Below are 12,320 nucleotides of genomic sequence, written 5' to 3' on the forward strand. Positions count from 1 at the left end.
ATATTCCCGAGCAAAGCGCCTGCGCGCTCAAGTCGGCTGACCCTGCAGCCGATATCTGGTTCAGGCGGTAATCGCATCACTTATTTTCGGGCTCCCGTATGAACCGCCCTCTGGACATCGCATCACGACCACAACTGGCGCTGCAGAATTACCTCGACGCGTTGCTGCAGGACGCGACCGAGGAATTGCAGGTCGTCGAGAGCATTGATGAGTTTCAAGCGGCCGTGCTCGAAGAGCAGGCCCACGATAAACGCATGCGCACGGCTGTCGCCGAGGCGGTGAAGGCTGCTGCGCCGGTGGTTCAGCCGCCGATGTCGCGTCCGGCGCCGGTGTCGCTGGCGTTTACGCCCCAGGAAGCACCGGCTGTTGCGGCGCCTGTGAGTCGTCCTGCGGTCGTGGCTGAACCGGTGGCCGCTCGCGTGCTGGAAAAACCGGTCTTGTTGCCGCCGGTGATCGCGCCGCCTGTGATTGAAGCGCCCGTGGTTGAGGCGCCGTTGCCGGAAGCTCTGGTTGCCGAATCTGTGGTGGCGCTGGTGGAGCCCGTGGCCGATGTGCACCTGCCTGCACAGCGCACGCCGACCCCGCCGCCGACCTCGGACGAGCGTCCGGCTTGGGCGGATGAGCCGTTCGAATGCCTGCTGTTCGATGTCGCCGGTCTGACGCTTGCGGTGCCGCTGGTGTGCCTGGGTTCGATCTACCCTCTGGCCGGGCATGACCTGACGCCGCTCTTCGGTCAGCCGGACTGGTTTCTCGGGATCCTGCCCAGCCAGGCCGGCAACCTCAAGGTGCTGGACACCGCGCGCTGGATCATGCCGGACCGCTATCGCGACGACTTCCGCCAGGGCCTGCAATACGTGATTTCGGTGCAGGGCTATGAGTGGGGACTGGCGGTGCATCAGGTCAGCCGTTCGCTGCGCCTGGACCCGAACGAAATCAAATGGCGCACTCAACGCGGTCAGCGGCCCTGGCTTGCCGGGACGGTGATCGAGCACATGTGTGCGCTGCTGGACGTTTCCGAACTGGCCGAGCTGATTGCCAGCGGCGCGGTCAAGCAGATGCAATCACGCAAATAAACAGCTTCAACTAAACACAGGCCGGCGCTGATCGCGTCGTCCTTACAGCACAACACGCAAGGGGTTAGGGGTATGAAGAAGTCGTCAGCACAGGGTTCCGAAGATCCGATTCTGCAATGGGTCACCTTCCGCCTGGACAACGAGTCGTATGGCATCAACGTGATGCAGGTTCAGGAAGTGCTGCGCTACACCGAGATCGCTCCGGTCCCGGGCGCGCCAAGCTACGTGCTGGGCATCATCAACCTGCGCGGTAATGTCGTCACGGTCATCGACACCCGTCAGCGCTTTGGTCTGCCACCGGTTGAAGTCAGCGACAACACGCGTATCGTGATCATCGAGGCCGATAAGCAAGTGGTCGGGATCCTGGTCGACAGCGTGGCTGAAGTGGTTTATCTGCGTCAGTCGGAAGTGGAAACGGCGCCAAACGTCGGCAACGACGAGTCCGCCAAGTTCATCCAGGGCGTCTGCAACAAGAACGGCGAGCTGCTGATCCTCGTGGAACTGGACAAAATGATGTCCGAGGAAGAGTGGTCCGAGCTGGAGAACATCTGATTGATCCTTGAGGTTGCGGTAATTTTTCTGGCGGTGTTGTGGGTCGCGAGCGTCGCGGTGTTCATGGCCCACACCAAACGCCAGCGCACACTGGCCACGCAGCAGCTTGAAGCTGATTCGCTGCGTGACCAGCGCATTCGCGAACTTGCCCGTCGCCTTGAGCATTATCAGGGCGGCACGGTGAAAATGGGCGAAGACCTGCATGAACTGCGCTCCATCGTCTCGCCGCTGCCGGACAAGATCACCGCGCTGGAGCAGCGCGACCCCTCCACACTGTCCTTCGCCCAGGCCGCACGCCTGGTCAGCATGGGCGCCAGCGTCGACGAACTCACGCAGTCCTGCGGCCTGACCCAGGCCGAAGCACAGTTGATGAGCAAGTTGCACGGGCATAACTGAAGAGGGCGGCATCACCTGCCGCCCTCGAATCCTGCCTCGCGGTGGGAGTCAGTCAACTGCCGTTAAAGCCCTTCCGATTAATGGCTTTACACCGGACGCCTTCCCGGCTAAAGCCGGTCCTACGAAAAGCTTGCAGAGTCTGTAGGACTGGCTTCAGCCGGGAAGAGGGCGGTGCATCCGCTTGCACTTTGCAGTGGCCGGAATACAGCGTTCGCGGGCAAGCGCGCTCCTACAGGTTCCGTGTCTGGGAGGAAAATTCGGGAATGCCCGGAGGTTCCCGTGGGAGTGAGCTTGCTCACGATGGGGCCGATATGTTCGCCGGAGAGACGCCTGACAGTCGGCACTCGAGTTTTGTGCTCGACACAGTCCTGGCAACGCCACGAATCCCTTGTAGGAGCGCGCTTGCCCGCGATCTGGCGCGCAGCGGCAGCGGCAGCGGAATCGGATGACGCGGTATGTCGGGCAGACTGCATGGCCGGGTTTTACGACGACTGCGTCCCCGATCGCGGGACAAGCCACGCTCCTACGGGTAGTGCATCAAGCTTTCGCGAGCAAGCTCGCCCGGTCAGGTGCCTGGCGCGAGACCACGGCCTGCCGCAATGCCCATGTGGGAGTGAGCTTGCTCACGATGGGGCCCGTACATCCGCTGCACTTTCGGTGGCCGGAATATAGCGCTCGCGAGCAAGCTGAGCGCACTTGCACGCGATGGCGGTCAGTTTCGCCCGGGGGTGATGTCTCTTTCCACTGGCGGCGGATTCGGGTCGAAGCCTGTGGGGAATTTGCCCTTCAGGTGCCAGGCGAACGCGATGATTTCGGCAATCGTCAGGTACAGCTCTTGCGGAATGCTGTCGCCCAGCTCAAGGCGCGCGAGCATTTTCACCAGTTCGGCGTTTTCGTAGATCGGGACTTTGTACTCCCGCGCAATGGCCAGAATCGCTTCCGCCAGCGTGTCATCGCCCTTGGCGGTCAGGGTTGGTGCTTGCTGACCGTCGTAACTGAGCGCGATGGCCTGACGCGGGGTGTGTTCGGGTGTGCTCATCAGGCGTTCTCGTCGATCCAGCGTTGTTCCAGCACCGTTCGCGGCCCTTGTGGCGGGGTGCCGCGGTTGCATTCCAGTTCCTTGACGTTCAGGCCGCACGCAACCAGGCGCGCGCGCAGGTTGTCCAGCTCGCCGGCGATCAGCTCGGCGCTGCCTTCGCGCTCGGCCCACAACTGACTGGCGATGTTCCCTGCGATCAGTTGGGCCTGCACTTGCAGCGGGCCGAGCGGTTCGAGATCGAATGCCAGTTCGACCCGCCACAGTTTTTCCTTCTCGCGCTGCTCAGCATGGGCGCCCTGTGCGTGGTCGTCGGTTTCAGTTTTTTCCTCGCGCTGGACCTTCATTTGCAGCGGCACGATGTCATGGGCATTGCGCATCGGGATTTCCAGCTGCCAGGTCGTCACCTGCGTGCCGTCGGCATGGGTGCGCGTCTGCTCAAGCCCGCCCAGTTGATGGCTCTGCAGACGCGAAATGGCGCCGGCCGCCAGTTTCAACAGCGTTTCCAGATCGTCCTTGTCCTGCGGGCTGCCCAGCGTACGCGCCGGTAGCGGGAAATTGGTCGGCTGACTCGGCGCGGCGACCAGGCCAAGGGTCCCCAGCGCATTGCGGATGACGCTGGGCATGGCGCGCGCCAGGGTATTCGCCGCGGCAGCGGCGTCATAGCTGGCGTTGTTCGGCAGGCCGGGGAGGATCTGGGTGATCAGCCTCAGCAGGTTGGCCTTCATGTCCGGCACCAGCGTCGGGTTCATCCCCGCGAGCAACCGCGACTCCATGAAAAGCCCGCTGGCGCTCAAGGCCTGGGCGACGCCCTTGGCGCTGGTCATCTGCGTCAGATCGGGCAAGTCAGCCAGCAGTTGCTCGATGCTCGCACGCAGCGCCGGTGTGAGGTTGTCGGCTCCGCCACTGGCCGGCGACGGCAGATTTTGCAGCGCGGTCAGCAGGCTTTGCAGCGACCCCTGACGGCTTTGCTGTGTCGACAGTTGCTGCGCCAGCGCCAGTTCATCGAGGCGGTTGGGCAGCGCTACGAAATTGAGCGCCTGACTGCTCTGCACCTGCGCGCTGAGCAGGCTGCCCACGCGCAATGGCTGCGGGCTGTCGATGGTCAGGCTGCTGCCAGCCAGCGCGGTGTTGAGCAGCATGACGATGGAACGATAACCGGCTGGCTGCGCAGCGCCGCCAGCAGATGTCTGGCCGGTCAGTTGTGCGACGTTCTGCGCAGCCACTTGCGTGGTCAGCACCTTGCCTTGCAGCAACGTGCCGGCCGGCAGCTGACGGGTGTCGATGCTCGTCAGGCTGTTGGTGACGGCTTTCTGCAGGTCCTGCACGCTGATGGTCAGCGTGTCGGCCGAGCCTTGGGCGACGTTGACGTTGGTGCCCGGCGTCAACGGTAATGAGCTGCTGACCGGGAGGGTGGTCTGCCGTCCGTTGTCCATCGTCAGCTTGAGCAGCAACTGGAAGTCCTGACCCTGCTGCTTGAGGCTCACCACCTCGGCGTTGGCGACCTGTCCCGAATTCAGCAGGCCTTCGCGCGGCTCCATCAGCTTGAGCACTTCGCCGGCCGGAACGCCCGCGCGCAACAAGGCCGTGGCGGCTGCTACTGGAGAGAGATGGGGTATGTCGCCTGTCATCGGATCCTGACTCGATAAATTTGCGCTCTGGCGGCCTGGTCGGGCGGCGTCAGCGTTCCTGACATGTATAATCCCGCGCCGACGTCATCGGCGGGCTACCGTTAAGCTGCATCAGTATAACGGCCGCCGCGACCCTGACTTGAACCGCCGTGCACACCTGCTATCCGAAAAGAAGGTCCACATGTCGATCCCCGTTTTAGAAGCCGTGGCGCTTGCGTGCGAGCGAGACTGGCGGCTGCTGTTCGAGCATCTCGAGCTGCGCTTGACGGCGGGTGACATGGTGCAGGTCAGCGGCCCGAACGGCAGCGGCAAGACCAGCCTGTTGCGCCTGCTGTGCGGCCTGATGCCGCCCACCGCCGGCGAGGTTCTGCTCGATGGCAGGCCCCTTGGCGAGCAACGCGGCGAACTGACGCGCAACCTGCTGTGGATCGGTCACGCCGCGGGCATCAAAGACCTGCTGACACCGGTCGAGAACCTTCTATGGCTCTGCGCCCTGCACCGCGCGGTCGACACCGACGACATCTGGCGGGCCCTCGAAGCGGTTGGACTGCGCGGATTCGAAGACGTGCCGTGCCACACGCTGTCAGCCGGCCAGCGTCGCCGCGTGGCGCTGGCGCGGCTCTATCTGCCGGGCCCCGGATTGTGGATGCTCGACGAGCCGTTCACCGCGCTGGACAAGCAAGGGGTCGCCCAGCTTGAAGAGCATCTGGCCGGGCACTGCGAGAAGGGCGGGGCCGTGGTGCTGACCACTCACCACACGCTGACCCGCAAACCGGCCGGTTATCGGGATCTGGACCTGGGGCAATGGGCCGTATGAGTCATGTGTTCACGCTGCTGATCGCCCGCGAGGCCCGCTTGCTGTTCCGGCGCCCGGCCGAGCTGCTCAATCCACTGGTATTCTTCGCCATCGTCATCGCGCTGTTCCCTTTGGCAGTGGGCCCTGAAACGCAACTGCTGCAACGCCTGTCGCCGGGTCTGGTGTGGGTCGCCGCGCTGTTGTCGGTCCTGTTGTCACTGGACGGGCTGTTTCGCAGTGATTTTGAAGACGGTTCACTTGAACAGTGGGTGCTTTCGTCGCACCCTTTGTCCTTGCTGGTGCTGGCCAAAGTGCTGGCGCACTGGGCGTTCTCCGGGCTTGCACTGGTGTTGCTGGCACCGGTGCTCGCGTTGATGCTGGGTCTGCCGAGCGCGTGTCTGCCGGTGCTGTTGCTGTCACTGCTGCTGGGCACGCCGGTGCTCAGTCTGCTGGGCGCCGTCGGCGCAGCGCTGACAGTGGGACTCAAACGCGGCGGTCTGCTGCTGGCGTTGTTGATTCTGCCGCTGTACATCCCGGTGCTGATTCTGGGCAGCGGCGCCCTTCAGGCTGCACTTGAGGGCATGCCTGCGACCGGCTATCTGCTTTGGCTTGGCAGCCTGACGGCTCTGGCGGTAACCCTTACACCTTTTGCAATAGCTGCTGGCCTGAAAATCAGTGTTGGCGAATAATCGGGCTTGACCGTTCGGACAGTTTTTCGAGGTCGGCCCTGGACGCTTCAGTGATAAGAAGCGCCTGGTCATAAAGCACACCGTGATGAAAAGGCAGCGTGATGAACACAAGCGCCAAGGCTAAAAGCGGCATGAGTTGGGCCTGGTTCCACAAACTTGGATCGCCGAAATGGTTCTACGGCATCAGCGGTCGTCTGTTGCCATGGTTGAGTATCGCCGCCGCGGTGCTGATCGGCATCGGCGTGGTCTGGGGCCTGGCCTTCGCCCCGCCGGATTACCAGCAAGGCAACAGTTTCCGCATCATCTACATCCATGTTCCGTCGGCGATGCTGGCTCAGTCCTGCTACGTGATGCTGGCCGTCTGCGGCGTCGTCGGGCTGGTCTGGAAGATGAAGATGGCCGATGTCGCCCTGCAGTGCGCAGCGCCCATCGGCGCGTGGATGACTGCCGTGGCGCTGGTCACGGGCGCGATCTGGGGCAAACCCACATGGGGTTCATGGTGGGTGTGGGACGCAAGGCTGACTTCCATGCTGATCCTGCTGTTCCTGTACTTCGGCCTGATCGCCCTGGGTAACGCCATCACCAATCGCGACAGCGCCGCCAAGGCATGCGCGGTGTTGGCGATTGTCGGCGTCATCAACATCCCGATCATCAAATACTCGGTCCAGTGGTGGAACACGCTGCATCAGGGCGCAACGTTCAGCCTGACCGAAAAACCGGCCATGCCCGCTGAAATGTGGCTGCCGTTGCTGTTCACCGCGCTGGGCTTTTATTGCTTCTTCGGCGCCGTCCTGCTGCTGCGGATGCGCCTGGAGGTTCTCAAGCGCGAGTCCCGCGCCAGTTGGGTCAAGGACGAAGTCTTGAAGAGCCTGGGGCATGCGCCCGGCCGTGGAGGCGTGCGATGAGCTTTGCGTCTTTTGGCGACTTTCTGGCCATGGGCAAACATGGGCTGTTCGTCTGGACCGCTTACGGCATCTGCATGGCGGTGCTGGTCATCAACGTTCTGTCACCGCTGCTGGCGCGTCGGCGTTACCTGCAACAAGAGGCGCGTCGTTTGCGCCGGGAGAGCAATACGTGAATCCGCTGCGGAAAAAGCGCCTGTTGATCATCGTGGCGATACTCGCCGGGGTCGGCATTGCGGTCACTCTGGCGCTCAGCGCTTTGCAAGAGAACATCAACCTGTTTTATACGCCGACCCAGATCGCGGGCGGCGAGGCACCTCATGACACCCGCATCCGCGCCGGCGGCATGGTCGAGAAGGGCTCGCTGCAACGCTCGGCGGACTCGCTGGACGTGACGTTCGTCGTCACCGATTTCAACAAGTCGGTGACCATCACCTATCGCGGCATTCTGCCGGACCTGTTCCGCGAAGGGCAGGGCATCGTCGCGCTGGGCAAACTCAATGCCGATGGCGTGGTGGTGGCCGATGAAGTGCTGGCCAAACACGACGAGAAATACATGCCGCCTGAAGTGACCAAGGCGCTCAAAGACAGCGGCCAGCCGGCGCCGGGCGCATCCGCCTCGCCCGCGGCGCAGCCAGAAAAGCAGGGGTAAGCCATGATTCCCGAACTCGGCCATCTGGCCATGATCCTGGCGCTGTGCTTTGCCCTTGTGCAGGCCGTGGTGCCGTTGCTCGGCGCCTGGCGCGGCGATCGTCTGTGGATGAGCCTGGCTCAGCCGGCAGCGTGGGGGCAGTTCGCCTTTTTGCTGTTCGCCTTCGGCAGCCTGGCGTACTCGTTCATGGTCGATGATTTCTCGGTGACCTACATCGCCGAAAACTCCAACAGCGCCCTGCCGTGGTACTACAAATTCAGCGCCGTCTGGGGTGCGCATGAGGGCTCCTTGCTGCTGTGGGCGCTGATCCTCGGCGGCTGGACCTTTGCGGTGTCGGTGTTCTCGCGACAACTGCCGCAAATCATGCTGGCCCGCGTGCTGGCGGTCATGGGCATGATCAGCATCGGCTTCCTGCTGTTCCTGATCCTGACCTCCAACCCCTTCAGCCGCATCCTGCCGCAGGTGCCGCAGGACGGGCGCGACCTCAACCCGTTGCTTCAGGACCCGGGGCTGATCATTCACCCGCCGATGCTGTACATGGGTTACGTGGGCTTCTCGGTGGCCTTCGCTTTCGCGATTGCCGCCTTGCTCGGTGGGCGTCTGGATGCGGCATGGGCGCGCTGGTCGCGTCCCTGGACGATCATCGCGTGGGCATTTCTGGGTTTTGGCATCACCCTGGGATCCTGGTGGGCGTATTACGAATTGGGCTGGGGCGGCTGGTGGTTCTGGGACCCGGTGGAAAACGCCTCGTTCATGCCCTGGCTGGTCGGCACCGCGCTGATTCACTCGCTGGCGGTCACCGAAAAGCGCGGCGTGTTCAAAAGCTGGACAGTGCTGTTGGCCATCGCGGCGTTTTCCTTGAGCCTGCTTGGCACGTTCCTGGTGCGCTCCGGCGTGCTGACGTCGGTGCATGCGTTTGCGTCGGATCCGGCACGCGGCGTGTTCATTCTGGTGTTTCTGTTAATGGTCGTGGGCGGCTCACTCACTCTGTTCGCGATTCGCGCGCCAGTGGTGAAGAGCCACGTCGGTTTCAGCCTGTGGTCTCGGGAAACCCTGCTGCTGGGCAACAATCTGGTGCTGGTGGTCGCTGCCTCGATGATTCTGCTCGGCACGCTTTATCCGCTGGTTCTGGACGCCCTGAGCGGGGCGAAAATGTCGGTGGGCCCGCCGTATTTCAACGCGTTGTTCGTGCCGCTGATGGGCCTGCTCATGGCGGTGATGGCGGTGGGTGTACTGGTGCGCTGGAAAGACACGCCGGTGAAGTGGCTGATGAGCATGCTTGCGCCGGTACTGGTTGGCAGCGCAGTGCTGGCGGTCGTCGCAGGCTTTGCCATGGCCGATTTCCACTGGGCCGTCGTCGCGACGTTCCTGCTGGCGGCGTGGGTGCTGCTGGCCGGTGTGCGCGACTTGCTCGACAAGACCCGCCACAAAGGTCTGCTCAAAGGCATGCGCTCGCTGACCCGCAGCTACTGGGGCATGCAACTGGCGCACATCGGCATCGCCGTCGTGGCCTTGGGCGTGGTGCTGTCGAGCCAGAACAGTGCCGAGCGCGACTTGCGACTGGCGCCCGGTGAATCCGTCGAACTGGGTGGCTATCAATTCGTCTTCGAAGGTGCCCGACACATTCAGGGCCCCAATTTCACCTCTGACGAAGGCACCATTCGTGTGCTCGAAGACGGTAAGGAAATCACTGTGCTGCATCCGGAAAAACGCCTGTACACCGTGCAGCGCTCGATGATGACCGAGGCCGGCATCGACGCCGGTTTTACCCGTGATCTGTACGTCGCGATGGGCGAGCCGCTGGAAAACGGCGCGTGGGCGGTGCGTGTTCACGTCAAACCGTTCGTGCGCTGGATCTGGTTCGGTGGCTTGATCACCGCGTTGGGCGGCCTGTTGGCGGCGCTGGACAAGCGTTACAGGGTCAAGGTCAGAACCCGAGTGCGTGACGCCTTGGGCCTGTCGGGGGCCGCGGTATGAAGCGTTGGGTGTTGCTGATCCCGCTGGTGCTGTTCCTGGGCATGGCGGGCATTCTGTACAAGGGCCTGTTTCTTCAGCCTGATTTACTGCCCTCGGCGCTGATCGACAAGCCGTTCCCCGAGTTCGCCTTGCCTGCCGTGCAAGGGGGCAAGCCGCTGACCCGCGCCGACCTGTTGGGCAAGCCGGCACTGGTCAACGTCTGGGGCACCTGGTGCGTCGCCTGCCGCGTCGAGCATCCGGTGTTGACCCGACTTGCCGGGCAAGGCGTGGTCATCTACGGCGTCAACTACAAGGACGTCAACGCCGATGCATTGAAGTGGCTGCAGGATTTTCATGACCCGTACCAGCTCAACATCAATGATGAAGCCGGCAGTCTGGGTCTGAACCTGGGGGTGTACGGCGCCCCGGAAACCTTCCTGATCGACAGCAAGGGCATCATTCGTTACAAGCACGTCGGGGTGATCGACGACACGGTCTGGCGCGAAAAACTGGCAGGCCTGTATCAAGGACTGGTCGACGAGGGCAAACAATGAATGGCCCACGCGCGGCGGTGACATCACTGGCCTCATCGCGAGCAAGCTCGGCTCCTACAGGGACCTCTGTCCAGTCCGGAACTTGCGGCAATGTTCGACCTGTTCAGCCCGAGACCTGTGGGAGCGAGCTTGCTCGCGAAGACGCAGGCACTGACGCTGCAGCGCGAAAGGCTGTACAGACTTCATCGCGAGCAAGCTCGGCTCCTACAGGGACCTCTCTCCAGCCCGGAACTTGCGGCAATGTTCGACCTGTTCAGCCCGAGACCTGTGGGAGCGAGCTTGCTCGCGAAGACGCAGGCACTGACGCTGCAGCGCGAAAGGTTGTGCACACCTCATCGCGGGCGAGCTCGGCTGTGCCGATTGCGCGGTGGTTCGTGGGGCGGGTGGCTCGAGTGAGTCGTCGCTTATTCGCGGCGACGCTGCTGTCGTTGGGCAGCCTGGGCATCGCTCACGCCGCCATCGACGCCTACACCTTCAAGGACGAAGCCGAGCGCGCGCGATACGCTGAGCTCACCCGCGAATTGCGCTGCCCGAAATGCCAGAACCAGGACATCGCCGACTCTAACGCGCCCATCGCCGCCGATCTGCGTAAAGAGATCTATCGCATGCTCGGTGAAGGTCAGAGCAATCAGCAGATCATCGACTTCATGGTCGATCGTTATGGCGAGTTCGTGCGTTACAAACCCGAGCTCAACGCACACACCTGGCTGCTCTGGTTCGGTCCGGCCGGGCTGTTGCTGGGCGGCGTGCTGTTAATCGGCGTGATCGTTGCCCGCCGTCGTCGTCAGCGCGACGACAGTGACGATGTGCTTTCCGACGAGGAGCGTCAGCGCCTCGCCCACCTGTTGGATAAAAACCGCGAATGATCGATTTCTGGCTAGCGGCCGGCCTGCTGTTGCTGGTTGCCCTGAGTTTCCTGCTGATTCCTGTCGTGCGTGGACGCCGCGCGCAAAGCGAAGAAGACCGCACCGCCCTCAATGTCGCGCTGTACCAGGAACGCCTGGCCGAGCTGCAGACGCAGCAGCAAGAGGGCGTGCTGTCTGCCGCTCAGATGGACAGCGGCCGTGCCGAAGCGGCGCGCGAGTTGTTGGCTGACACGGAAGGTGGCGACGCTGAACGCGTTTCAAAGCTGGGCAAGCCGTTGCCGGTGCTGGCCGCGGTACTGGTTCCCGTGTTGGCGCTGGCGCTGTACCTGCATTTTGGGGCCGCCGACAAGGTCGAGTTGACGCGCGAGTTTGCGCAACCGCCGGGCTCACTGGCGCAGATGACCAATCGCCTGGAGCGTGCGGTCAAGGCTCAGCCGGATTCGGCCGAGAGCATTTATTTCCTTGCCCGTACTTATATGGCGCAGGACCGTCCTGCCGACGCGGCGGCGATGTTCGAGCGCGCAGTGGCGCTGGCCGGACGTCAGCCCGAGTTGCTCGGTCAATGGGCGCAGGCGCTGTACTTTGCCGGCAATAAGGCCTGGACGCCGCAGATTCAGGCGCTGGCGGATGAGGCGCTGAAACTCGATGCCAAGGAGGTCACCAGTCTGGGCCTGATGGGCATCAACGCGTTCGAAGGGCAGCACTATCAGGCGGCGATGGATTACTGGAAGCGTCTGCTGGCGGTCTTGCCGGCGAACGATCCCTCGCGGTCGGCCCTGGAAGGCGGCATCGCCCGGGCCAGCGACAAGCTGGTGCAGAGCGGCGGCACGCCTGCGGAGGCGCCGCTGGCGACGGCTCAACAGGCGCGCCTGCGCGTGCGCGTCAGCCTGTCTGCGGCGCTGAGTGGCAACGTCCAGCCGAGTGACACGGTGTTCATTTTCGCCCGTGCGGTATCCGGGCCGCCAGCACCCCTGGCGGTCAAGCGCGTGACGGTCGCCGACCTGCCGGTGGACGTGGAGCTCACCGATGCCGATGCGATGATGCCGCAGCTGAAACTGTCGAACTTTCCGGAAGTCCAACTCGTTGCTCGGGTATCCCGCGCAGGTCAGCCCACTTCCGGCGAGTGGATCGGCCGCAGTCAGCCGCTGCCCAGCAACGTGACCGCGCGCCAGGCCTTGACCATCGACAGCCCCGATCAATAGCCGATCAAGCAGCGA

The 12,320-nt window shown here is 63.2% G+C and carries 14 protein-coding genes; 12 read left to right on the top strand and 2 right to left on the bottom strand.

All coding sequences use genetic code 11. The features are described from left to right. Nucleotides 1-98 precede the first annotated feature (98 nt). The 3 genes from QRN36_RS21270 (at nucleotide 99) to QRN36_RS21280 (ending at nucleotide 2,021) form a co-directional block, all read left to right on the top strand. Complete coding sequence (locus QRN36_RS21270) at nucleotides 99-1,073, top strand: CheW domain-containing protein (RefSeq protein WP_285425877.1); 975 nt, start codon at nucleotides 99-101, stop codon at nucleotides 1,071-1,073. Nucleotides 1,074-1,145: 72 nt separating this feature from the next. Next, nucleotides 1,146-1,625 (top strand): chemotaxis protein CheW, encoded by a 480-nt coding sequence (locus QRN36_RS21275; RefSeq protein ID WP_065987319.1) that lies wholly within the window; start codon nucleotides 1,146-1,148, stop codon nucleotides 1,623-1,625. Beyond that, nucleotides 1,626-2,021, top strand: coding sequence for a DUF2802 domain-containing protein (locus QRN36_RS21280; RefSeq protein WP_285425878.1), 396 nt, complete (start codon nucleotides 1,626-1,628; stop codon nucleotides 2,019-2,021). Nucleotides 2,022-2,733: 712 nt separating this feature from the next. Here QRN36_RS21280 and QRN36_RS21285 read toward each other — a convergent pair. Then, on the bottom strand, nucleotides 2,734-3,060 hold the full coding sequence (locus QRN36_RS21285) for an EscU/YscU/HrcU family type III secretion system export apparatus switch protein (protein ID WP_093459578.1): 327 nt from the start codon (nucleotides 3,058-3,060) through the stop codon (nucleotides 2,734-2,736). Then, entirely contained in the window at nucleotides 3,060-4,688 is a 1,629-nt protein-coding gene (locus QRN36_RS21290; protein ID WP_285425879.1) for a flagellar hook-length control protein FliK, read from the bottom strand. The genes QRN36_RS21285 and QRN36_RS21290 overlap by 1 nt, the downstream gene beginning before the upstream one ends. A 181-nt stretch (nucleotides 4,689-4,869) precedes the next feature. Between QRN36_RS21290 and ccmA the strand changes: the two genes are divergently transcribed. The 9 genes from ccmA to ccmI all read left to right on the top strand — a co-directional run bounded on the left by ccmA (nucleotide 4,870) and on the right by ccmI (nucleotide 12,305). After that, nucleotides 4,870-5,505 carry a cytochrome c biogenesis heme-transporting ATPase CcmA gene (gene ccmA, locus QRN36_RS21295; RefSeq protein WP_285425880.1) on the top strand — a complete coding sequence of 212 codons (636 nt, stop codon included), beginning with the start codon at nucleotides 4,870-4,872 and terminating at the stop codon, nucleotides 5,503-5,505. After that, complete coding sequence (gene ccmB, locus QRN36_RS21300; protein WP_285425988.1) at nucleotides 5,502-6,173, top strand: heme exporter protein CcmB; 672 nt, start codon at nucleotides 5,502-5,504, stop codon at nucleotides 6,171-6,173. Before ccmA ends, ccmB begins: the two co-directional genes overlap by 4 nt. Before the next feature lie 131 nt (nucleotides 6,174-6,304). Then, nucleotides 6,305-7,078, top strand: coding sequence for a heme ABC transporter permease (locus QRN36_RS21305; protein ID WP_285425989.1), 774 nt, complete (start codon nucleotides 6,305-6,307; stop codon nucleotides 7,076-7,078). Further along, on the top strand, nucleotides 7,075-7,251 hold the full coding sequence (gene ccmD / locus QRN36_RS21310; protein ID WP_093459569.1) for a heme exporter protein CcmD: 177 nt from the start codon (nucleotides 7,075-7,077) through the stop codon (nucleotides 7,249-7,251). Before QRN36_RS21305 ends, ccmD begins: the two co-directional genes overlap by 4 nt. Continuing rightward, a complete protein-coding gene (gene ccmE / locus QRN36_RS21315) occupies nucleotides 7,248-7,727 on the top strand; it encodes a cytochrome c maturation protein CcmE (protein WP_093459566.1) in 480 nt (159 codons plus the stop codon). The genes ccmD and ccmE overlap by 4 nt, the downstream gene beginning before the upstream one ends. 3 nt (nucleotides 7,728-7,730) lie before the next feature. After that, entirely contained in the window at nucleotides 7,731-9,704 is a 1,974-nt protein-coding gene (locus QRN36_RS21320) for a heme lyase CcmF/NrfE family subunit (protein WP_285425881.1), read from the top strand. Beyond that, nucleotides 9,701-10,237, top strand: a complete 537-nt coding sequence (locus tag QRN36_RS21325) for a DsbE family thiol:disulfide interchange protein (RefSeq protein ID WP_285425882.1) — start codon at nucleotides 9,701-9,703, stop codon at nucleotides 10,235-10,237. The genes QRN36_RS21320 and QRN36_RS21325 overlap by 4 nt, the downstream gene beginning before the upstream one ends. Nucleotides 10,238-10,629: 392 nt before the next feature. Beyond that, nucleotides 10,630-11,103 carry a cytochrome c-type biogenesis protein gene (locus QRN36_RS21330; protein ID WP_373568783.1) on the top strand — a complete coding sequence of 158 codons (474 nt, stop codon included), beginning with the start codon at nucleotides 10,630-10,632 and terminating at the stop codon, nucleotides 11,101-11,103. Beyond that, nucleotides 11,100-12,305, top strand: coding sequence for a c-type cytochrome biogenesis protein CcmI (ccmI, locus tag QRN36_RS21335; protein ID WP_285425883.1), 1,206 nt, complete (start codon nucleotides 11,100-11,102; stop codon nucleotides 12,303-12,305). The genes QRN36_RS21330 and ccmI overlap by 4 nt, the downstream gene beginning before the upstream one ends. Nucleotides 12,306-12,320: the final 15 nt, after the last annotated feature.

The sequence above is a fragment of the Pseudomonas sp. efr-133-TYG-103a genome, assembly GCF_030209235.1.
Taxonomy (GTDB): domain Bacteria; phylum Pseudomonadota; class Gammaproteobacteria; order Pseudomonadales; family Pseudomonadaceae; genus Aquipseudomonas.